General features: G+C 72.1%; 21 protein-coding genes and 1 pseudogene. 19 read left to right on the top strand and 3 right to left on the bottom strand.

Annotated features, from left to right (window positions below; genetic code table 11):
* The first annotated feature begins 147 nt into the window (after window positions 1-147).
* The gene (gene ffh, locus ACZ6IM_RS29375) at window positions 148-1,698 is read left to right on the top strand and encodes a signal recognition particle protein (protein ID WP_052838526.1); all 1,551 of its coding nucleotides are present in this window, start codon (window positions 148-150) and stop codon (window positions 1,696-1,698) included.
* Window positions 1,699-1,812: 114 nt separating this feature from the next.
* Entirely contained in the window at window positions 1,813-3,759 is a 1,947-nt protein-coding gene (gene ftsH, locus ACZ6IM_RS29370; protein ID WP_052838384.1) for an ATP-dependent zinc metalloprotease FtsH, read from the top strand.
* Between the two features lie 13 nt (window positions 3,760-3,772).
* Here the strand turns inward: ftsH and ACZ6IM_RS29365 are convergent, their stop codons facing one another.
* A complete protein-coding gene (locus tag ACZ6IM_RS29365; protein WP_052838383.1) occupies window positions 3,773-4,378 on the bottom strand; it encodes a hypothetical protein in 606 nt (201 codons plus the stop codon).
* Window positions 4,379-4,586: 208 nt separating this feature from the next.
* Entirely contained in the window at window positions 4,587-5,474 is an 888-nt protein-coding gene (locus ACZ6IM_RS29360) for an SAM-dependent methyltransferase (protein ID WP_052838382.1), read from the bottom strand.
* A gap of 670 nt (window positions 5,475-6,144) precedes the next feature.
* On the opposite strand from ACZ6IM_RS29360, the gene ACZ6IM_RS29355 reads away from it, so the two are divergent.
* From ACZ6IM_RS29355 to ACZ6IM_RS29275, 17 genes and pseudogenes are all read left to right on the top strand, one after another.
* Window positions 6,145-6,741 carry a hypothetical protein gene (locus tag ACZ6IM_RS29355; protein ID WP_052838381.1) on the top strand — a complete coding sequence of 199 codons (597 nt, stop codon included), beginning with the start codon at window positions 6,145-6,147 and terminating at the stop codon, window positions 6,739-6,741.
* 253 nt (window positions 6,742-6,994) lie between these two features.
* Window positions 6,995-7,414 carry a 30S ribosomal protein S16 gene (gene rpsP / locus ACZ6IM_RS29350; protein ID WP_007444852.1) on the top strand — a complete coding sequence of 140 codons (420 nt, stop codon included), beginning with the start codon at window positions 6,995-6,997 and terminating at the stop codon, window positions 7,412-7,414.
* A gap of 2 nt (window positions 7,415-7,416) precedes the next feature.
* Window positions 7,417-7,656: an RNA-binding protein gene (locus ACZ6IM_RS29345; protein WP_003973401.1), complete on the top strand. Its 240-nt coding sequence runs from the start codon at window positions 7,417-7,419 to the stop codon at window positions 7,654-7,656.
* Window positions 7,657-7,765: 109 nt separating this feature from the next.
* A complete protein-coding gene (gene rimM, locus ACZ6IM_RS29340) occupies window positions 7,766-8,338 on the top strand; it encodes a ribosome maturation factor RimM (RefSeq protein ID WP_469560486.1) in 573 nt (190 codons plus the stop codon).
* Window positions 8,338-9,171 (top strand): tRNA (guanosine(37)-N1)-methyltransferase TrmD, encoded by an 834-nt coding sequence (gene trmD / locus ACZ6IM_RS29335; protein WP_052838379.1) that lies wholly within the window; start codon window positions 8,338-8,340, stop codon window positions 9,169-9,171. The genes rimM and trmD overlap by 1 nt, the downstream gene beginning before the upstream one ends.
* Window positions 9,172-9,307: 136 nt before the next feature.
* Window positions 9,308-9,658 carry a 50S ribosomal protein L19 gene (gene rplS / locus ACZ6IM_RS29330; protein WP_016432403.1) on the top strand — a complete coding sequence of 117 codons (351 nt, stop codon included), beginning with the start codon at window positions 9,308-9,310 and terminating at the stop codon, window positions 9,656-9,658.
* Window positions 9,659-9,703: 45 nt separating this feature from the next.
* Window positions 9,704-10,468, top strand: a complete 765-nt coding sequence (gene lepB, locus ACZ6IM_RS29325; protein ID WP_469560483.1) for a signal peptidase I — start codon at window positions 9,704-9,706, stop codon at window positions 10,466-10,468.
* A pseudogene (gene lepB / locus ACZ6IM_RS29320) lies at window positions 10,461-11,552 on the top strand (signal peptidase I); the annotation flags it as partial. The gene lepB (ACZ6IM_RS29325) and the pseudogene lepB (ACZ6IM_RS29320), both read left to right, overlap by 8 nt.
* Entirely contained in the window at window positions 11,443-12,453 is a 1,011-nt protein-coding gene (gene lepB, locus ACZ6IM_RS29315) for a signal peptidase I (protein ID WP_052838377.1), read from the top strand. The pseudogene lepB (ACZ6IM_RS29320) and the gene lepB (ACZ6IM_RS29315), both read left to right, overlap by 110 nt.
* A gap of 103 nt (window positions 12,454-12,556) precedes the next feature.
* Window positions 12,557-13,333: a signal peptidase I gene (gene lepB, locus ACZ6IM_RS29310; RefSeq protein ID WP_052838376.1), complete on the top strand. Its 777-nt coding sequence runs from the start codon at window positions 12,557-12,559 to the stop codon at window positions 13,331-13,333.
* Window positions 13,323-13,847 (top strand): NUDIX hydrolase, encoded by a 525-nt coding sequence (locus ACZ6IM_RS29305; RefSeq protein WP_052838375.1) that lies wholly within the window; start codon window positions 13,323-13,325, stop codon window positions 13,845-13,847. Before lepB (ACZ6IM_RS29310) ends, ACZ6IM_RS29305 begins: the two co-directional genes overlap by 11 nt.
* Window positions 13,848-13,903: 56 nt before the next feature.
* Window positions 13,904-14,212, top strand: a complete 309-nt coding sequence (locus ACZ6IM_RS29300) for a DUF2469 domain-containing protein (protein ID WP_003965949.1) — start codon at window positions 13,904-13,906, stop codon at window positions 14,210-14,212.
* A gap of 88 nt (window positions 14,213-14,300) precedes the next feature.
* Complete coding sequence (locus ACZ6IM_RS29295; protein WP_469560478.1) at window positions 14,301-14,663, top strand: YraN family protein; 363 nt, start codon at window positions 14,301-14,303, stop codon at window positions 14,661-14,663.
* Window positions 14,663-16,288 carry a YifB family Mg chelatase-like AAA ATPase gene (locus tag ACZ6IM_RS29290; protein ID WP_469560475.1) on the top strand — a complete coding sequence of 542 codons (1,626 nt, stop codon included), beginning with the start codon at window positions 14,663-14,665 and terminating at the stop codon, window positions 16,286-16,288. Before ACZ6IM_RS29295 ends, ACZ6IM_RS29290 begins: the two co-directional genes overlap by 1 nt.
* Before the next feature lie 605 nt (window positions 16,289-16,893).
* The gene (gene dprA, locus ACZ6IM_RS29285; protein ID WP_052838524.1) at window positions 16,894-18,081 is read left to right on the top strand and encodes a DNA-processing protein DprA; all 1,188 of its coding nucleotides are present in this window, start codon (window positions 16,894-16,896) and stop codon (window positions 18,079-18,081) included.
* Window positions 18,082-18,364: 283 nt separating this feature from the next.
* Window positions 18,365-19,207 (top strand): RNA polymerase sigma factor WhiG, encoded by an 843-nt coding sequence (whiG, locus tag ACZ6IM_RS29280; protein ID WP_052838372.1) that lies wholly within the window; start codon window positions 18,365-18,367, stop codon window positions 19,205-19,207.
* Window positions 19,208-19,335: 128 nt separating this feature from the next.
* Window positions 19,336-19,893 (top strand): TetR/AcrR family transcriptional regulator, encoded by a 558-nt coding sequence (locus tag ACZ6IM_RS29275; protein ID WP_052838371.1) that lies wholly within the window; start codon window positions 19,336-19,338, stop codon window positions 19,891-19,893.
* On the opposite strand, the gene ACZ6IM_RS29270 is transcribed toward ACZ6IM_RS29275, so the two are convergent.
* A complete protein-coding gene (locus ACZ6IM_RS29270) occupies window positions 19,847-20,527 on the bottom strand; it encodes a murein hydrolase activator EnvC family protein (protein WP_469560471.1) in 681 nt (226 codons plus the stop codon). The two genes, ACZ6IM_RS29275 and ACZ6IM_RS29270, sit on opposite strands and share 47 nt — an antisense overlap.
* Window positions 20,528-20,619 lie beyond the last annotated feature (92 nt).

The raw sequence follows: 20,619 nt of genomic DNA, 5'->3' as shown, positions 1-20,619 counted from the left end.
GGGCGTGCGCTCACCGGATGTGCTCCCCGCACCCGCGGGGCTTCAGTCCCGGTCCGCTCTCTGCGGCGGGCAGGGACGATTTGCTTGCCGGGCCGGATACCCTGGAGGGCGACCCACACCAACGCCGACGCGAGGACCTACGCCGCCGTGTTCGATACTCTCTCCGACCGCCTGTCAGCCACCTTTAAATCCCTCCGGGGCAAAGGAAGGCTGACCGAGGCGGACATCGACGCCACGGCCCGCGAGATCCGCATCGCGCTCCTCGAAGCCGACGTGGCCCTGCCTGTCGTGCGCTCCTTCATCAAGAAGGTCAAGGAGCGCTCCCTGGGCGCCGAGGTCTCCAAGGCGCTGAATCCCGCCCAGCAGGTCCTCAAGATCGTCAACGAGGAGCTGGTGGGCATCCTCGGCGGCGAGACCCGTCGCCTGCGCTTCGCCAAGCAGCCGCCCACCGTGATCATGCTGGCCGGTCTCCAGGGTGCGGGTAAGACCACCCTCGCGGGCAAGCTCGGCCACTGGCTCAAGGAGCAGGGCCACTCCCCGCTGCTCGTGGCCTGTGACCTCCAGCGTCCCAACGCCGTCAACCAGCTGAGCGTCGTCGCCGAGCGTGCCGGTGTCGCGATCTACGCCCCCGAGCCGGGCAACGGCGTCGGCGACCCGGTCAAGGTCGCCAAGGACTCCATCGAGTTCGCCAAGGCCAAGGTCCACGACCTGGTCATCGTCGACACCGCCGGCCGCCTGGGCATCGACCAGGAGCTGATGCAGCAGGCCGCGGACATCCGCGACGCGGTCTCCCCGGACGAGATCCTCTTCGTCGTCGACGCCATGATCGGTCAGGACGCGGTCAACACCGCCGAGGCCTTCCGCGACGGCGTCGGCTTCGACGGCGTGGTTCTCTCCAAGCTCGACGGCGACGCCCGCGGTGGTGCGGCCCTGTCGATCGCCTCGGTGACCGGCAAGCCGATCATGTTCGCCTCCAACGGCGAGAAGCTCGACGACTTCGACGCCTTCCACCCGGACCGGATGGCCTCCCGCATCCTCGACATGGGTGACCTGCTCACCCTGATCGAGCAGGCGGAGAAGACGTTCAGCCAGGAAGAGGCCGAGAAGATGGCCTCCAAGCTGGCGTCCAAGAAGGGCCAGGACTTCACCCTGGATGACTTCCTGGCCCAGATGGAGCAGGTCAGGAAAATGGGCTCGATCTCCAAGCTCCTGGGGATGCTGCCCGGCATGGGCCAGATGAAGGACCAGATCAACAACCTCGACGAGCGCGACGTCGACCGCACGGCCGCCATCATCAAGTCGATGACCCCGGCCGAGCGCCAGGAGCCGACGATCATCAACGGCTCGCGCCGCGCCCGCATCGCCAAGGGGTCCGGCGTCGAGGTCAGCGCGGTCAAGTCGCTGGTGGAGCGGTTCTTCGAGGCCCGCAAGATGATGTCCCGCATGGCCCAGGGCGGCGGCATGCCCGGGATGCCGGGGATGCCCGGCATGGGTGGCGGCCCCGGCCGGCAGAAGAAGCAGCAGAAGAAGGCCAAGGGCAAGCAGCGCTCGGGCAACCCGATGAAGCGCAAGCAGCAGGAGCAGGAGGAGGCCGCCCGTCGCGCCGCCGCCGCGCAGAGCGGGGGCGCTCTGGGACTGCCGCAGCAGGGCGGGCAGGACTTCGAGCTGCCGGACGAGTTCAAGAAGTTCATGGGCTGACCGTCCGGCCCGTGCGCAGCGCCGTACCGGGGCGCCCCCTCGTCGAAGCCGAGGGGGCGCCCCGGTGTCGTACACCCGCATGCCCGCGCGGCTTTCCTGTCGTAGCGTCCGGATATGACCAATCCGTCCCCGCCGCGCAAGGCGCCCGAGCCGCCCTGGCGGACCGAGGGCACGCCCGACGAGCCGCCCAAACCGCCGCCCGGCGGCCGGAGGATGCGCGGCGGCTGGTGGAACCTGATCCTGGCCGCGCTGATCGTCTACCTCATCGCCAACCTCGTGCTCTCCTTCTTCAACGAGGGCGACGAGCCGACCATCTCCTACACCGAGTTCAGCAAGCAGGTCGACGAGGGCAACGTCAGCAAGATCTACGCCAAGGGCGACGCGATCCAGGGCCAGCTGAAGAAGGCCCGGGACAATCCCGAGGGCGACGGGACGTACACCAAGTTCACCACCGAGCGGCCGACCTTCGCGGACGACCAGCTCTGGGCCGACCTGACGAAGAACAAGGTCACGGTCACCGCCGAGCCCGTCGTGCAGCACCGCAGCTTCCTGGCCAACCTGCTGATCGCGCTGGCCCCGATGCTGCTCCTGGTGGTGCTGTGGATCTTCATCGCGCGGCGCATGCGGGGCGCCCTGGGCGGTGGAGCGGGGGGCATGCTCGGCCGCAAGGCGCCGCCCAAGCCGGTCGAGCTGGAGGCCGGGAAGCCGCGTACCACCTTCGCCGACGTCGCCGGGATCGACGAGGTGGAGGGCGAGCTGAGCGACGTCGTCGACTTCCTGAAGAACCCGGACGCCTATCGCCGGATGGGCGCCAAGATGCCCCGCGGTGTCCTGCTGACCGGCCCGCCCGGCACCGGGAAGACGCTCCTGGCGCGCGCGGTGGCCGGAGAGGCGGGCGTGCCGTTCTTCTCGGCGTCGGCGTCGGAGTTCATCGAGATGATCGTGGGCGTGGGCGCTTCCCGGGTGCGGGAGCTGTTCGCGGAGGCCCGCAAGGTGGCGCCGTCGATCATCTTCATCGACGAGATCGACACCATCGGCCGGGCTCGCGGGGGCGGCTCCGGCATGGGCGGCCACGACGAGCGCGAGCAGACCCTGAACCAGATCCTCACCGAGATGGACGGCTTCTCCGGCTCGGAGGGCGTGATCGTCATCGCCGCCACCAACCGCGCCGACATCCTGGACGCCGCTCTGACCCGCCCCGGCCGCTTCGACCGGGTGGTCAGCGTCTCGCCGCCGGACCGGAGCGGCCGGAAGGCGATCCTGGAGATCCACACCCGTGAGATCCCGCTCGCCCCGGACGTCGACCTCGCCCAGGTCGCCCGTACGACGCCGGGCATGACCGGTGCCGAACTCGCCAACCTCGCCAACGAGGCGGCGCTGCTCGCGGTCAAGCGGAAGCAGGACCGGGTGACGCAGGCGAACCTCTCCGAAGCGCTGGAGAAGGTCCAGCTGGGGGCCGAGCGCCCGCTGGTGATGCCCGAGGAGGAGCGCCGGCGCACCGCCTACCACGAGAGCGGACACGCCCTGCTGGGCATGTTGCAGCCGGGCGCCGACCCGGTTCGCAAGATCACCATCGTGCCGCGCGGCCGGGCGCTCGGAGTGACGCTGTCGACGCCGGACGCGGACAAGTACGCGTACACGGAGGAGTACCTGCGCGGCCGGATCATCGGCGCGCTCGGCGGCATGGCGGCCGAGCACGTGGTGTACGGGGTGATCACGACCGGTTCGGAGAGCGACCTCGAACAGGTCACCAACATCGCGCGCGGCATGGTCGCGCGCTGGGGCATGAGCGAGCGAGTCGGACGGCTCTCCGCACTCCCCGGCGACGCCCAGCAGGCGTACGGCCTCGCCGCCGCGCCCCAGACGCTCGACGCGATCGACGGCGAGATGCGACGGGTCGTGGACTCCTGCTACGAGGAGGCCGTGCGCAAGCTGCGCGACCACCGGGGACAGCTCGACGCGCTCGCGGAGTCGCTGCTGGCGAGCGAGACGCTGGACGAGGCGGAGGCGTACCGCATCGCCGGGGTCGCCCGGCTGACGAAGGACGACCCGGAGACGTGAGCGCCGTCCGGTGCTACTTCTGCGGGAACTTCCAGACGTAGGGCTCGCCGTCCTCCTCCGACCAGTGCACCTCGACGCTGGTGGCGTCCGCCGGGATCACGTAGGTCTCGCAGAAGACGTGGCTCTCGCCCTGCTTCCAGCTCTCGACGTCGTACGGGTCCTCACAGCCCGGCGCGTCTTCGGCGGCGCCGATGAGGACGCCGCCGCGCCGGCCGTCGGCGAAGACGGTGGTTCCGTCGTGCACGTCGGAGCCCTCGGTGAGGGCGGGGCCGCCCTTGTGTGTGTACTCGATGTGCGCGGTGGCCAGCACCTTCCCCTTGGCGTCCGCGGCGTCCGCCACCGCCTTCGCGGCCTCCGCCTCGGTGCCCACCTCGACCTTCCGCGCCAGGACGTCGTACGTGACCTCCCCGGGGTCCTCCGCGACCTTCCCCGTCGCGCTCTCGCCCTGCGCCATGTCGCCGCCCGAGGCGGGCTGGGAGGGCGACGGCGCGGTCTCGGCGGTCGCCCCGCCCTTCGCGTCGGCGCCGGTGTCGTCGTCCCCGCCCCCGCACGCGGTGAGGGCCAGGGCGAGGGCGGCGACGGGCGCGGCGAGGCGCAGAGCGGTCTTGCGGTGCGGCACTACGGGCTCCTGTATGCAGATGTGTCTGTTCCCCCGAACGGTGGATCAGGGTAGAGGTGCATGATCCACCAGGGGAAACCGCCGGAGCCGCGTACCGGGTTCTGCACACTCTTCGCACCTGCACCGGAAGAAACGCGTCAGGTGTCGCATGTACTCGATCGAGAACCGTCGCAAGCGGTCGTCGGTCGGAAACGGTCGTCAGTCGTCGTCAGGGAACTCGTGCGATCAGGTAGCGGAACACGTTCGGCATCCACACGGTCCCGTCCGGCCGCTGGTGCGGGTGCAGGGCCTCCGTCAGCTCCTTGTCGACCTGTTCCCGGTCGGTCGCCGCGACCGCCGCGTCGAACAGCCCGGTCGACAGCAGCCCGCGCACCGCGCTGCCCGTGTCGGCGTAGCCGAACGGGCACGCCACCCGTCCCGAGCCGTCCGGCCTCAGCCCGGCCCGCTGGGCGACCTCCTCCAGGTCGTCGCGCAGGGCGGGGCGCCACCCGCCCGGACCGCGCATCGGGTCGGTGAGCTTGGCGGCCACCCGCAGCACCGAGGTCGTGGCGCACCGCTCGGGCGGACCCCAGCCGGCCAGCACCACGGCCGCCCCGCGTGCGGCGAGCGGCGTCGCCGGGGCGAGCAGCTCGCCGAGCTCCTCGGAGTCGCCCGCGCGGCATCCGGTGGGTTCGAAGGCGGTCACCAGGGTGAAGGCCGGCACCGTGGGGTCCGCCGCGTCCCCGGGCGAGCCCTCGACGAACCGTGGCGCGTCGGCACGCGCGCGCGTGCTCTCCGCGTCGCCCGTCCCGGGTTCCCCGGGCGTTGCGCCCAGCAGGCGACGGCGGGCCAGGGCCAGGAGCTCCGGAGAGCGGGAGTCGACCCCGGTCACCGCGGCGCCGCGCGAGGCGGCCATCAGCAGCGCGAGACCGGAACCGCAGCCCAGGCCCAGCATCCGGGTGCCGCCGCCCACGTCGAGCCGCTCGTAGACGGCCTCGTAGAGCGGCACGAGCATCCGCTCCTGTATCTCGGACCAGTCACGCGCGCGTGCCCGCAGGTCCACGTGAGGCGTCGCCCCCGCGTGAGATGAGTGCTGCCGCACGAGCGTAGGTGTCATAGGAAAGTGCCCCAATCGCCGAGTGTTGCCGCCGTGCCCGATTCCATGGCCCCCGTGCAGTGCGCTCGCACTCCCCCCGTATGCCAGGTAACTCCGGGCTCGCCGTGGCGTCCAGTGGTAGCGGGGCCCGGTTTGCCCGATCCCCGGCACCGTGGCGAGATTTCACTTCCCGGCAACATGCGCCTGGCCCCGTGGTACCCGGGACGGCCCCGTCCCGCGGCCCGGCCCGGATGGCCGGATCGTGTCGCCGGGCGATGACCGTGGGTGGCCACCGCGCCGACGGCACGGTTCCGGCCAAGGTCGGCCGGGCCGGCGGCCGGCGAGCGGCGCCCGGACACGTCGGGAGGCGGGGCGGTGCCGCACGCCGGCGGGGCACCCGGTAACGTCGCGCCCGTGGACGCGCCCACCGGGACGCCGTCCCTCCGGCGCGACAGCGACCGAAAGGCGCCTTGCGCCTTGCGCGGGTCCCGCGCTCCGGCGTGTGGACGGCGGCTACGCGCCGGCGCGTACGTCGGACTACGCACCAGCTTGGTATGAGCTGTGAGGCTTCTCCGCAGATCAGCGCACCCGCCCTCGTCACGACGCATCAGCGGCAACTGACTGGTACGTGCAAATTATTTGGGATGCCCCGGAATAGGAACACAGTGGCCCTCCGGCTCGTTGTCATTACGTGAGCACGACACCACCTGTTCTCGCCGCAGAGCTGGCGCAGGCGTGGGCCGACATTCAGCGGCACCACACCGAGCTGCCCGATCTTGCCGCGCCCGAGTCCCTGATCGGAGAGTCGTCGTCCGCCTGCGGGCACGAACTCTCCTTCGAGCGACTGCTTCACGAGGCAGTCCACGGCATCGCCGCCGCGCGCGGAGTACGCGACACCTCCCGCGCGGGGCGCTATCACAACCGTCGGTTCCTCGCGATCGCCGAGGAGCTGGGCCTGGACCATCCCGAGGAGCCGCATCCCAGCAGCGGCTTCTCGCTGGTCACGCTCACCCCCGAGGCGAAGCGCCGCTACCGCCCGACGATCGAACGCCTGCAGCGCGCGCTGAAGGCCCACACCGTCGCCACCGCGACCGACACGGCCCGCAGTTTCCGCGGTCCGGCCGCCCGCCACGGCTCCTCCGGGGGAGGGGTGCGCGTCAAGGCGGTCTGCGACTGCGGGCGCAACGTCCGCGTCGTCCCGTCGGTGCTGGCCCAGGCCCCGATCATGTGCGGCGGCTGCGGCAAGCCGTTCCGGATCCCGGAGGTGGTCGGCGCGGGAGTGAGCTGACGGACCGGCTGCTCGTGGCAGCCGGTCCGGGGCCGGGTTCCGTCGGGAGCCGAGCGGTCCGCCCCGCGGGCGGGCCCGGTGCCCTCGGTCCGACGGGCCTGCCCGCGTGTGGCACAATGGTTAGCTGTACTCGACAGTCGCACAGGACCCCTCTCTCCTCCGGCTGACGCGTCCATCGGGCACTCGGGTACCGCAACCCCACGCGGCTCTCTCGCCGTGCCCAACCACGTCAAAACCAGGAGAACCCACTCCCGTGGCAGTCAAGATCAAGCTGAAGCGTCTGGGCAAGATCCGTTCGCCTCACTACCGCATCGTCGTCGCCGACTCCCGTACCCGCCGTGACGGCCGGGCCATCGAGGAGATCGGCAAGTACCACCCGACGTACAACCCGTCGGTGATGGAGGTCGACGCCGAGCGTGTCGCGTACTGGCTCGGTGTCGGCGCCCAGCCGACCGAGCCCGTGCTCGCCATCCTGAAGAAGACCGGCGACTGGCAGAAGTTCAAGGGCGAGCCCGCCCCGGCTCCGCTGCTGCAGCCGGCCGAGAAGGCGGCCCGCCCGTCCTTCGAGGCGATCGGTGGCGAGGACGAGGGCAAGGGTGAGGCGATCACCCAGAAGAAGAAGGCCGACAAGAAGGACGAGGCCGCCGCCGAGTCCTCCGCGTCCGAGGCCTGAGCATGCTCGAGGAGGCTCTCGAGCACCTCGTGAAGGGCATCGTGGACAATCCCGACGATGTGCAGGTCGCCTCGCGCAACCTGCGCCGCGGGCGGGTGCTCGAGGTCCGGGTCCACCCCGACGACCTCGGAAAGGTGATCGGCCGCAACGGCCGCACCGCACGCGCCCTGCGTACCGTCGTGGGCGCCATCGGCGGGCGCGGTGTCCGTGTCGACCTCGTCGACGTGGACCACGTCCGCTGACGCCAATCGCAGCACCGGCTCGGGCCGGGGAAGGCCACTGGGCCGTCCCCGGCCCGCAGTCGTATGAGCCCGACCGGCTCGTCGCAGTACCGACAGGAGATCAAGCACAGTGCAGTTGGTAGTCGCGCGCATCGGCCGCGCCCACGGAATCAAGGGCGAGGTGACCGTCGAGGTCCGCACCGACGAGCCGGAGCTGAGGCTCGGACCCGGTGCCGTACTGGCCACCGATCCCGCCTCCACCGGGCCGCTCACCATCGAGACCGGCCGGGTGCACAGCGGCCGCCTCCTGCTCCGCTTCGTCGGCGTCCACGACCGCACCGGCGCCGAGGCGCTGCGCAACACCCTCCTGATCGCCGACGTGGACCCGGACGAGCGGCCCGAGGACGAGGACGAGTACTACGACCACCAGCTGATCGACCTCGACGTGGTGACCGAGGACGGTACCGAGGTCGGCCGCATCACCGAGATCTCCCACCTGCCCACGCAGGACCTCTTCGTGGTGCAGCGCCCCGACGGCAGCGAGGTCTACGTGCCCTTCGTCTCCGAGATCGTCACCGGGATCGACCTGGACGAGCAGCGCGCGGTCATCGACCCGCCGCCCGGACTGATCGACGACCGGGCCGAGATCGCCTCCGCGCGGGACGCCGAGGACGCCGACGCCGACGCCGGGGACGAGGCGTAATGCGGCTCGACGTCGTCACGATCTTCCCCGAGTACCTGGAACCGCTGAACGTCTCCCTCGTCGGCAAGGCCCGCGCGCGCGGACAGCTCGGCGTCCACGTGCACGACCTGCGCGACTGGACGTACGACCGCCACAACACGGTCGACGACACCCCCTACGGCGGCGGCCCGGGCATGGTCATGAAGACCGAGCCGTGGGGTGACGCGCTGGACTCCGTCCTGGCCGACGGCTACGAGAGCGGCTCCCGCGAGCCCGCCCTCATCGTGCCGACCCCCAGCGGCCGGCCCTTCACCCAGGAGCTGGCCGTCCACCTCTCCGAGCGGCCGTGGCTGATCTTCACGCCGGCCCGCTACGAGGGCATCGACCGCCGTGTCGTCGACGAGTACGCGACCCGGATGCCCGTGTACGAGGTGTCCATCGGCGACTACGTCCTGGCCGGCGGCGAGGCGGCCGTACTCGTCGTCACCGAGGCCGTGGCCCGGCTGCTGCCCGGCGTGCTCGGCAACGCCGAGTCCCACCGGGACGACTCCTTCGCCCCCGGCGCCATGGCCGGCCTGCTGGAGGGCCCCGTCCACACCAAGCCGCCCCTGTGGCGCGGGCGCGGCATCCCGGAGGTGCTGCTCAGCGGTCACCACGGGAAGATCGCCCGCTGGCGCCGCGACGAGGCCCTGCGCCGCACCACGGCCAACCGGCCCGACCTGATCGAACGGTGCGATCCCGCCGCCTTCGACAAGAAGGACCGCGAGATGCTCTCCATCCTGGGCTGGCAGCCCGACCCGGACGGGGAACCGTACGGCCGATTTTGGCGCAGGACCCCGGGCATGGAAGAATAGGCGACTGTTGTGCGTCCGTCCGGAGCGCGCCCCTGCCACAGGGGGAGACGACGCCCGTCCCGACCCGCACGACCCTGATTCCGAAACACCTAGTTTCCGTTGATGACCTGTGGCATCAGCGAAGAAAGCAGACGAAATGTCTCACCTGCTCGACTCCGTCGACGCCGCGTCGCTGCGCAGCGACGTCCCGGCCTTCCGCCCCGGCGACACCGTCAACGTCCACGTGCGCGTCATCGAGGGCAACCGCTCCCGTGTGCAGCAGTTCAAGGGCGTCGTCATCCGCCGTCAGGGCGCCGGCGTGCGCGAGACCTTCACGGTCCGCAAGGTCTCCTTCTCCGTCGGCGTCGAGCGCACCTTCCCGGTGCACACCCCGATCGTGGAGAAGATCGAGCTCGTCACCCGCGGTGACGTCCGCCGCGCCAAGCTGTACTACCTGCGTGAGCTGCGCGGCAAGGCCGCGAAGATCAAGGAGAAGCGCGAGAGCTGAGCGCCCTCCGAGGTCCGTGCCGGGGCCGGATAGCATCTGGCCCCGATGGACACCGAAACACAGCACACGGAGCGCGACCGCTCCTCCCGCCCTTCCGAATCCGAGCAGCCCTCGGACCCGGAAGGCCCGGAGGAACGGTCGCGTTCCGCGTTGGCGGGGCGGATCACGGACTGGGTGCCGGGCGGCCGGATCACCGTGGTCCTGCTGGCCTTCCTGCTGCTCCTGCTGCTGGTCAGCACTTTCGTGCTGCAGCCCTTCCAGATCCCGAGTGGATCGATGGAGCGCGGATTGAGGATCGGTGACCGGGTTCTCGTAAATAAGTTGGCGTACCGTTTCGACGGTCGGCCGCGGCGGGGCGACATCGTCGTCTTCGACGGCGCCGGGAGCTTCGGGCACGGCGACTACATCAAACGCGTTGTCGGTGTGGGCGGGGACCACGTGGTGTGCTGCGACGAGGAGGGGAGGGTCCGGGTGAACGGCCAGCCGGTCGACGAGTCGGCGTTCCTCTACCCCGGCGACCGCCCGTCCACCGTCCCCTTCGACGTCGTCGTCCCCGACGGCACCCTCTTCGTCCTCGGCGACCACCGGGCCGACTCCAGCGACTCCCGCGACCACCTGGGCTCCCCGGGGGGCGGCATGGTCCCGCTGGACGACGTGATCGGTCGCGCCGACTGGATCGTCTGGCCCTTCGGCCACGCCACCCACCTCGACCGCCCCGACGCCTACGCGCGCGTGCCGGACGCGGAGGCCGACGACGAGGCGGCGCACGCGGGGGCCGGGGCGGCGCCTGCCGGGGACGCCGATGGGTAGCCGGGGCAAGCCGCGGGGAGCGCCCAGCAGCCCCGCGGAGAACCTGCTGCCCACCGGCTCGAGGCGCACCGCCGCGCCCTCCGGCGGCCGCTCCCGCGCCGAACGCCGCAAACTCCAGCGCAAGGTCAAACGGCGGCGCAGGCGCGGCGCCGTCAAGGAGATCCCGCTCCTCGTCGGCGTCGCGGTCCTCATAGCGCTGGTGCTCAAGACCTTCCTCGTCCAGGCCTTCGTCATCCCCTCGGGCTCCATGGAGCAGACCATCCGGATCGGCGACCGGGTCCTGGTGGACAAGCTCACCCCCTGGTTCGGCTCCGAGCCGCAGCGCGGCGACGTCGTCGTCTTCCGCGACCCGGGCGGCTGGCTCCAGGGCGAGCAGACCACCAAGAAGGACGACCCCGTGGTCGTCAAGCAGGTCAAGGAAGGGCTCGCCTTCATCGGACTGCTGCCGTCCGACGACGAGAAGGACCTCATCAAGCGGGTCGTCGGCGTGGGCGGCGACCACGTCAAGTGCTGCGACAAGCAGGGCCGCGTCACCGTCAACGGCGTTCCCCTGAACGAGGACTACCTGTACCCCGGCGACACCCCGTCCCGGACGCCGTTCGACGTCACCGTCCCCGAGGGGCGGCTGTGGGTGATGGGCGACCACCGGTCCAACTCCGCCGACTCGCGCGCCCACCAGGAGACCGATTTCGGCACGGTGTCCCAGGACGAGGTGGTGGGACGGGCCATGGTGATCGCGTGGCCGTTCGGTCACTGGACCACCCTGGACGAACCGAAAACGTACGCGTCCGTGACCGACGCGGCCTCCGGTTCGACCGCCGCCGTCGAGCCGTCGCATAGGGTTGCCCCCTACGATCCGAACGATCCGAACGCGATGATGGAACTCCCGACCCCTGCGGAACTCCCGCTCGTTATGGGAGTGGTGGGCCTGCGCCGTATCCGGGGCAGGCGGCGGCAGAGAGTAAGGAGTTGGCGTGGGGGATGTGGCGGTTGGCGCACGGTCCGGTCACGACGGCGAGGAGAACCGCGGACGCCCCGAGGAGAGGTCCGGTCCGGCCCAGGTCGGCGCCCCGGACTCCGGGTACGGCTCCGGGACCGAGGACGGCAGGGTGACGAACGGACAGCACGGCCAGGACGGACACAACGGCGGGACGGAGGACGAGGGAGTCGGCGGGACACTGCCCTCTACACCCCCGGCGGCCAAGAAGCAGCGCTCCTTCTGGAAGGAACTGCCGATCCTGATCGGCATCGCGCTGGTGCTCGCCCTGCTGATCAAGACATTCCTGGTGCAGGCGTTCTCCATCCCCTCGTCCTCGATGGAGAACACCCTTCAGATCGGTGACCGGGTCCTCGTCGACAAGCTGACCCCCTGGTTCGGCTCGGAGCCCGAGCGCGGCGAGGTCGTCGTCTTCCACGACCCGGCCGACTGGCTGGCGGGCGAGCCGACACCCGACCCGAACGCGCTGCAGACGGTCCTCAGCTGGATCGGCCTGATGCCGTCCGCGGACGAGAAGGACCTGATCAAGCGGGTCATCGGCGTCGCCGGTGACACGGTCGAGTGCAACAAGACGGGTCCGCTCAAGGTCAACGGCAAGGCGCTGAACGAGCCGTACGTCTACCCGGGCAACACGCCGTGCTCGGACGACGACCAGGGCGGGCGGTTCAAGGTCACCGTCCCCGAGGGCAAGATCTGGGTCATGGGCGACCACCGGCAGAACTCCCGGGACTCCCGCTACAACCAGTCGGACAAGAACGGCGGCATGGTCCCGGTGGACGAGGTCGTCGGCCGCGCCATCGTGGTCGCCTGGCCGATGAACCGCTGGAGCACCCTGCCGGTCCCCGACACCTTCGGCCAGGACGGCCTGGGGGACCAGTCCTCGGCCGCCGCCGCGCTGTCGATCGCGCCCCAGGGCCTGGCCGTCGCCGGTGTGGTCCCGTTCGTCTGGTGGCGCCGTCGCCGCACCGCTCCGGCCGAGACCCGCTGAGCCCGCCGGATCCCGCGGGGTCCCGCCGAGGTTCCAAGAGCCCCCTTCCGGTCCCCGGGAGGGGGCTGCCCCGTTGGCGTACCGCCGGGTAAGGTGCGGCTCCATGGGTGGCGAGAGCACGACACGTACGGTCCCGCGCGGCGGCGCAGCGAACAGGAGCCCGGTGGGCAGCCGGACCGGGCAGCGGCTGTCCGGCATCGCCGTGGCGCTGGGCCTGGTGCTGTTCCTCGGCGGGTTCGGCTGGGGAGCGGTGGTCTACCGGCCCTACACCGTGCCGACCAGCTCGATGACGCCGACGATCGACGCCGGTGACCGCGTCCTGGCACAGCGCATCGACGGCGCCGACGTCCGCCGGGGCGACGTCGTCGTCTTCAAGGACGCGACCTGGGCCAACGCCCCGATGGTCAAGCGGGTCGTCGCCGTCGGCGGGGACACCGTCTCCTGCTGCCAGAAGGGCAAGCTGAAGGTCAACGGCAAGGTGATCGACGAGCCGTACCTGCCCGACGGCACGCCGGCCGAGATCAGCGACTTCCAGACCGTGACCGTCCCGGACGGCCGCCTGTTCCTGCTCGGCGACGAGCGCGACAACTCCGTCGACTCCACCGCGCACCTCACCGACGCGGCCGGCGGTACCGTGTCGCGCGGTGCCGTGGACGCCCGCGTGGACGCCGTGGCCTGGCCGATGAACGGCATGCTGGAGCGGCCCACCGGCTTCGAGACGCTGGGCGACCTCTCCTCGCCGGGGCCGCTGCGGACCGTGGTCGTCCTGGTGATCGCCGGGGCCGTGCTGATCCTGGGGGGCGCGGCCTACGGTCCCCTCGCCAAGCGGGCCGCTTCCTCCCGGGCCCGCGAGGAAGCGGAGCCGACCGGTGGACGCTGAGGCGACCCCGGCGGGACAGGACACCTACGAGGGCGGACTGCGCCGGGTCGCCCGGGTCGTGCTTCTCGACCCCGAGGACCGCATCCTGCTGCTGCACGGCCACGAACCGGACGACCCGGACGACGACTGGTGGTTCACCCCCGGCGGCGGCGTGGAGGGCGACGAGACCCGTGCCCAGGCCGCCCGGCGCGAACTGCTGGAGGAGACCGGCATCACCGACGTCGCACTCGGCCCGGTGCTGTGGCGGCGCAGGTGCTCCTTCCCCTTCGCGGGCCGCCGCTGGGACCAGGACGAGTGGTACTACCTGGCCCGCACCGCCCAGACCGCCATCGAGGCCGTCGGCCTCACCGAACTGGAGCGGCGCAGCGTCGCCGGAGCGCGCTGGTGGACGTGTGAGGAACTGACCCGGGCACGTGAGACGGTGTATCCGACCAGACTCGCCGAGCTGCTGCGCACGCTGCTCGACGAAGGTCCCCCGGCCGGGCCGGTGACCCTCGACACCGAAATCGTCTAGGGGCGCACGGGACTGGCGCACAATGGGGGGACCGCACGGCTGAAGGGGAACATGCCATGAGCGCCGAGGACCTCGAGAAGTACGAGACCGAGATGGAGCTCAAGCTCTACCGGGAGTACCGCGATGTCGTCGGTCTGTTCAAATACGTGATCGAGACCGAGCGGCGTTTCTACCTCACCAATGACTACGAGATGCAGGTGCACTCGGTCCAGGGCGAGGTGTTCTTCGAGGTCTCCATGGCTGATGCCTGGGTGTGGGACATGTACCGGCCGGCCCGGTTCGTGAAGCAGGTGAGGGTGTTGACGTTCAAGGACGTGAACATCGAGGAGCTGAACAAGAGCGACCTGGAGCTGCCCGGCGGGTGACGGAGTTTTCCACAACCGGTGAGTAGTTCACTGTGAGTGACGGGTTTTCTCCGTCTGCGTGATCGTTGGTGCCGGAGGTGGTGCCGACATGAACGCACGAGGTGCGATGGGCGAGTACGGCGAGACACTCGCCGTCCGCCGGCTGACCGGGGCCGGGATGACCGTCCTGGAGCGCAACTGGCGCTGTGGCAGGACCGGCGAGATCGACATCGTGGCCCGGGACGGAGACGTCCTGGTCGTCTGCGAGGTCAAGACGCGCAGGGGCGGTTCCTTCCAGCACCCGATGGCCGCCGTGACCCCGGACAAGGCCGAGCGGCTGCGGCGGCTCGCGGAGCGCTGGATCCAGACCCACGGAGGAGCCCCGCCCGGCGGCGTGCGCATCGACCTGGTCGGCGTGCTCCTCCCGCGGCGCGGTGGCCCCGTGGTCGAGCACGCCCGGGGGGTGGCGTGATGGGGTTCGCGCGTACCTGCTCGGTGGCGCTCGTCGGCGTCGAGGGCGTGGTGGTCGAGGTCCAGGCCGACCTGGAACCGGGCGTGGCGGCGTTCACCCTGGTGGGGCTGCCGGACAAGAGCCTCACGGAGAGCCGGGACCGGGTGCGGGCCGCGGTGGTGAACTCGGGCGCGGAGTGGCCTCAGAAGAAGCTGACGGTGGGCCTCAGCCCGGCCTCGGTGCCCAAGAGCGGCAGCGGCTTCGATCTGGCGGTCGCGGCGGCCGTGCTGGGCGCCGCGGAGCGGATCGACCCGCGGGTGCTCGCCGACATCGTGATGATCGGAGAGCTGGGTCTGGACGGCCGGGTGCGGCCGGTGCGCGGCATCCTGCCCGCGGTACTGGCCGCGGCCGAGGCCGGGTACGAACAGGTGGTCGTGCCGGAGTGCGCCGCGGCCGAGGCGTCCCTGGTGCCGGGCGTCTCGGTGCTCGGCGTACGCAGCCTGCGCCAGCTGATCGCCGTCCTCGCCGACGAACCCGTGCCGGAGGAGGAGCAGGACCAGCAGGGCCGCCCCGACCCGCTCCTGGCCGGCCTGCGCGTGCCCGGCACGGGCGCGGCCACCGGAATGCACAGCATGGGAGCGGCACAGCACGACCACGGCCACGACCTCGCCGACGTCGTCGGTCAGGAGTCGGCACGCACGGCCGTGGAGGTCGCCGCGGCCGGCCGCCACCACCTGTTCCTGGAGGGACCGCCCGGCGCCGGCAAGACCATGCTCGCCGAACGGCTGCCCGCCATCCTGCCCCCGCTGTGCCGGGCGGAGTCGCTCGAGGTCACCGCCGTGCACTCGGTGGCCGGACTGCTTCCGCCGGGCAAGCCCCTGATCGACGTGGCGCCCTACTGCGCCCCGCACCACTCCGCCACGATGCAGGCCCTCGTAGGGGGTGGCCCCGGCATCGCCCGGCCCGGGGCGGTGTCGCTGGCGCACCGGGGCGTCCTGTTCCTGGACGAGACACCCGAGTTCAGCAGCCACGTGCTGGACGCCCTGCGTCAGCCGCTGGAGGCCGGGCACGTCGTCATCGCGCGCAGCGCGGGTGTGGTGCGCTTCCCGGCGCGGTTCCTGATGGTGCTGGCCGCCAATCCCTGCCCGTGCGGGCGGTTCTCGCAGGCCGACGAGGTGTGCGAGTGCCCGCCCTCGGCGATCCGGCGCTATCAGGCCAGGCTGTCCGGGCCGCTGCTCGACCGGGTCGACCTGCGGGTCGAGGTGGACCGGGTCACCCGCAGCCAACTGGCCGGGGACGGTCCCCGGGGCGACCCCACCGCGACCGTCGCCGACCGGGTGCGGGCGGCCCGGGAGCGGGCGGCCGAGCGCCTCGCGGGCACCCCGTGGCGCTCGAACAGCGAGGTGCCCGGACGGGAGCTGCGCAGCCGCTGGCGCGCCGCGCCCGGTGCCCTGGAGGAGGCGGAGCGCAGCCTGGAACGCGGTGTGCTCACCGCCCGCGGACTCGACCGGGTCCTGCGCGTCGCCTGGACCGTCGCGGACCTCGTCGGCCACGACCGACCCGAGGCGCGGGACGTCGCCCTGGCACTGCAACTGCGCACAGGAGTGCCGCGGGGCGTGCCCATGGCCTTGGGAGCACTGACGTGAACGGGGAGATCATGCCGAGCCGGGACAGCGCCGTGAGGGGAGAGACCGTGCCGCTGGAGGGCGGCACCGTGGGCGGGGAGGCCATGTCTCCGTCGGAGGGTGCGGTGGGCGGGGAGGCCACGTCCCCGTCGGAGGGTGCGGTGGGCGGGCAGACCGGGGCGCTGGAGGACCGTGTCATGAGCGGCGTGATCCCGCGCCCGGGCGGCGCCTCCAGGAGCGGGGGGACCACCCCGCTGAGGGACGTCGCCATCAGCGGGAACGCGCCGTCGCCGAGGGCCGACACCCTCTTCCAGGACGACGCCGTGTCCCTCGGTCGCGGCGGGCCGGCCGAGGCGGACGCGGTGATGCGCACCCTGTCCGGGGACGGCGGGGGGACGGGGAGGGCCGAACAGGCCAGGGGGAGGGCCACGGTGCGGGAGGACGCCGTGGCCGGTCATGACGCTTGCGACGGGGGTGAGACGGTGAAGGCGGACGAGGTGCACGGCGACGAGGCGCACGGCGACGAGGCACTGGCCGGGCCGGACCTCACGGGCGGCAACGACGCCAGTGCCGTGGGCGGCCTGGCTGCCGGCGCCCGTGGCGTCGCGACGCAGGGTGACGCGGGCCTGGAGGCGGGTGCCGGCGGAGGCGGGGCGCCGGGTGACCGACCGGCGGACGATGAGTTGCTCGGGCGGGTCTTCCTCGCCCGGGTGCTCGAGCCCGGTGACGAGGCGGTCGGGCGGTGGGTGCGGGAGCGCGGTGTCCTGGAGGTGGTGCGGCGACTGCGCGAGGGCGGGCGTGCCCTCCCGGGGGTGAGCGAGAAGCGGTGGGCCGGGCTGTGCGCGCGGGCGGGCCGGGCCGACCCCCGCCGTGACCTGGCCGTCGCCCGGTCCGCGGGGGCCCGCTTCGTGGTCCCCGGGACCGCGGAGTGGCCGGGTCAGCTCGACGACCTCGGTGACGCCCGGCCGCTCGGGCTCTGGGTGCGGGGCGGGCCAAGTCTGCGCCTGTGGGCGCTCAGGTCGGTCGCCGTCGTCGGAGCCCGCGCCTGCACCGAGTACGGCGCCCACATGGCGGCCACCCTCGCCGCCGGCCTGGCCGAGCGCGGCTGGGTCGTGGTGTCCGGCGGTGCCTACGGGATCGACGGCGCCGCCCACCGCGGTGCCCTCGGCGCCGGCGGCGCGACCGCGGCGGTCCTCGCCTGCGGGGTCGACCGCCCCTACCCTCCCGGGCACACCGCACTGATCACCAGGATCGCCGAACAGGGCCTGGTCGTCGGCGAGCTGCCACCGGGCGACCATCCGACGCCGAGCAGGTTCATCCTGCGCAACCGGGTCATCGCCGCGCTCACTCGGGGCACCGTGGTCGTCGAGGCCGCCTACCGCAGCGGTTCGCTGGTGACCGCCCGAGCGGCCAGGCGGCTGGGCCGGCACGTGATGGGCGTCCCGGGGCCGGCGACCAGCGCCCTCTCCGCCGGGGTGCACGAGCTGCTGCGCGCCGACGCGGTGCTCGTCGGCGACGCCGCCGAGGTGATCGAACTGGTCGGTGACATGGGAGAGCTGCCTCCGGAGCGGCGCGGACCCGTCCTCCCCACCGATCTCCTGGAGCCCCGGACCCGCCAGGTGCTGTCCGGCCTCCCCGGGCGGGGAACGGCGACGGCGGCGGAGGTGGCACGGCGCGCCCAGACCAGCGAGGACGACGCGGTCGCGAGGCTGTACGAGCTTCGAGCACTCGGTTACGTCGAACGACACGGCGACGGCTGGAAGTTGACACGCCAGGCGATGATCTCGGTTCGCGGCGGGCGCAGTCCGTGCTGACGCACCGTGTTCGGCCGTCCGGGGGAACCCCGACGCCCCTGGGGATTCTGGCAGTTGAGGGATTCATGTGATCACCCAGAGCGATCATCGTCCCCCCTGTAGAGCGTTCGGCGGAACGTATCTGCGTAGGGTCACCACCCATTCGTTCGCACACCGCGACGGTCCAGTCACGCTACGCTCACGACTACCCCCCACGCAGACGGCCGACAGCAGGCGACAACCAGAAAGCAGACCGGCGGCCTCAGGCAGATCCACATCACGGCAGAACGGCACTAGGCGACGAATGCCCCAGCACACCTCCGGGTCCGACCGGGCGGCGATCCCCCCAGCCGCCCGCGACGGTGGCAGCGTGCGACCGTCCGCCCCCTCGACACTCGACGAGTTGTGGCGGTCGTACAAGGCGACCGGCGACGAGCGGCTGCGGGAACAGCTGATCCTGCACTACTCGCCCCTGGTGAAGTACGTGGCGGGCCGCGTCAGCGTGGGACTGCCGCCCAACGTCGAGCAGGCCGACTTCGTCTCCTCCGGGGTGTTCGGGCTGATCGACGCCATCGAGAAGTTCGACGTCGACCGGGAGATCAAGTTCGAGACGTACGCGATCACCCGGATCCGGGGCGCGATGATCGACGAGCTGCGCGCCCTGGACTGGATCCCCCGCTCGGTGCGGCAGAAGGCGCGGAACGTGGAGCGCGCGTACGCGACGCTGGAGGCACGCCTGCGCCGCACCCCCTCGGAGAGCGAGGTCGCCGTGGAGATGGGGATCGCGGTGGAGGACCTCCACGCCGTCTTCAGCCAGCTGTCGCTGGCCAACGTGGTGGCCCTGGAGGAGCTGCTGCACGCGGGGAGCGAGGGCGGCGACCGGCTGAGTCTGATGGACACGCTGGAGGACACCGCCGCCGACAATCCGGTGGAGGTCGCCGAGGACCGGGAGCTGCGACGACTCCTGGCCCGGGCGATCAACACACTGCCGGAGCGGGAGAAGACCGTCGTCACGCTGTACTACTACGAGGGCCTCACCCTCGCCGAGATCGGGAACGTGCTGGGTGTGACCGAGAGCAGGGTCAGCCAGATCCACACCAAGTCGGTGCTGCAACTGCGCGCCAAGCTGGCGGGTTTCGGCCGCTGACCTGGGCCTGCGGCGGGGAAACGGCTTCGCCGGCGGCCCCGTCGCAGGATGTGCGGCCCGGTGGACGACTCCCGTACGGGGGGCCGCGTCCGTAAAGTGGTGACGTGCCAAGGATTCGAGCGGCCTCTGTGGCCGAGCACCGGTCGATGCAGCGTGCCGCCCTGCTGGACGCGGCACGCTCCCTGCTGTCCGACGGCGGAACGGAGGCGCTGACCTTCCCCGCCCTCGCCGAACGGACGGGCCTCGCCCGGTCGTCCGTCTACGAGTACTTCCGGTCGAGGGCGGCGGTGGTCGAGGAGCTGTGCGCCGTCGACTTCCCCGTCTGGGCCGCCGAGGTCGAGGCCGCGATGGAGCGCGAGACGGCCCCCGAGGCCAAGGTCGAGGCCTATGTGCGTACCCAGCTCGACCTGGTCGGGGACCGGCGGCACCGGGCCGTCGTGGCCATCTCCGCGAGCGAGCTGGACGCCGGCGCCCGGGAGAAGATCCGGGCGGCGCACGGCGGGCTGGTCGCGATGATCGTCGAGGCGCTGGGCGAGATGGGGCACGGCCAGCCGAGGCTGGCGGCGATGCTCCTCCAGGGCGTCGTCGACGCGGCCGTACGGCGGATCGAGCTGGGCGCGGCGGAGGAGCCGGCGGCGATCACGGAGGCGGCGGTCTCCATGGCGCTGCGCGGCGTGCGGGGCTGATCTCCGCACGGCCGGGCAACGGCACCCCCAGGACCGGCAGCAGCCTCGACGGACCCGCGTTCAGCAGCCACGGCGGGAGCAGGGACAACGGGTTCAGATAGACCTCGCCCCGCAGCAGGCCCCAGTGCAGGCAGGCCGTGCAGTGCGCACCCGTCGGCTCCACCGTGCCGAGCGGCTCCCCGGCCGCCACCTGGTCGCCCTTCCTCACGGTCGCCCGGACGGGGGCGTACGTCGTCCGCAGGGGTGGTTCGCCCGTCCCCGTCAGCTCCACCGAGACCACGCCCCGGCCCGCGACCGGCCCCGCGAACGACACCCGCCCCGCGGCCACCGTCCGCACCGGCGCCCCGCCGTCCGCGGCGAGGTCCACGCCGCGGTGCCCCGGTCCGTACGGGGTCGCCGGGGGCTCCCAGCCCCGCAGGACCGTGGGCCGGGTACCGACCGGCCAGTTCCGGGCCACGGCCGGCACCACCGGGGCCACCGGGACCACCGGGTCCATGGGGTCCACCGGGCCCGGCAGGGCCCACACCGCCGGCGCCGGGCGCGGCGACCCCGCGGCCTGGGCGGCCAGAACCGCAAGGACGGCCGACAGCACCACCACTCGGGCACACGTCCGCACCCATCGCCTCGTTCGCATGCGAGCACCATCCCCCGCCGGGGCCCGTCGCCGCCCGGCCCTGTGGACCGCGCCCCGCTTGTGGACAGCCGCGTCACCCGGTACCCCGCGGG

Source organism: Streptomyces sp. NPDC042336, assembly GCF_055581985.1.
The sequence above is the reverse complement of the archived record's forward strand: the minus strand, read 5'-3'. Positions and strand labels throughout refer to the sequence as shown.

Excerpts from the sequence above, each read along its gene's own strand:
- lepB (WP_469560483.1), top strand. The coding sequence starts at position 9,704 with ATGGACACCGAAACACAGCACACGGAGCGCGACCGCTCCTCCCGCCCT.
- ACZ6IM_RS29295 (WP_469560478.1), top strand. The coding sequence starts at position 14,301 with ATGAACGCACGAGGTGCGATGGGCGAGTACGGCGAGACACTCGCCGTC.
- ACZ6IM_RS29345 (WP_003973401.1), top strand. The coding sequence starts at position 7,417 with ATGCTCGAGGAGGCTCTCGAGCACCTCGTGAAGGGCATCGTGGACAAT.
- whiG (WP_052838372.1), top strand. The coding sequence starts at position 18,365 with ATGCCCCAGCACACCTCCGGGTCCGACCGGGCGGCGATCCCCCCAGCC.
- trmD (WP_052838379.1), top strand. The coding sequence starts at position 8,338 with ATGCGGCTCGACGTCGTCACGATCTTCCCCGAGTACCTGGAACCGCTG.
- ftsH (WP_052838384.1), top strand. The coding sequence starts at position 1,813 with ATGACCAATCCGTCCCCGCCGCGCAAGGCGCCCGAGCCGCCCTGGCGG.
- ACZ6IM_RS29300 (WP_003965949.1), top strand. The coding sequence starts at position 13,904 with ATGAGCGCCGAGGACCTCGAGAAGTACGAGACCGAGATGGAGCTCAAG.
- ACZ6IM_RS29270 (WP_469560471.1), bottom strand. The coding sequence starts at position 20,527 with ATGCGAACGAGGCGATGGGTGCGGACGTGTGCCCGAGTGGTGGTGCTG.
- ACZ6IM_RS29360 (WP_052838382.1), bottom strand. The coding sequence starts at position 5,474 with ATGACACCTACGCTCGTGCGGCAGCACTCATCTCACGCGGGGGCGACG.
- lepB (WP_052838376.1), top strand. The coding sequence starts at position 12,557 with ATGGGTGGCGAGAGCACGACACGTACGGTCCCGCGCGGCGGCGCAGCG.
- ACZ6IM_RS29290 (WP_469560475.1), top strand. The coding sequence starts at position 14,663 with ATGGGGTTCGCGCGTACCTGCTCGGTGGCGCTCGTCGGCGTCGAGGGC.
- rplS (WP_016432403.1), top strand. The coding sequence starts at position 9,308 with ATGTCTCACCTGCTCGACTCCGTCGACGCCGCGTCGCTGCGCAGCGAC.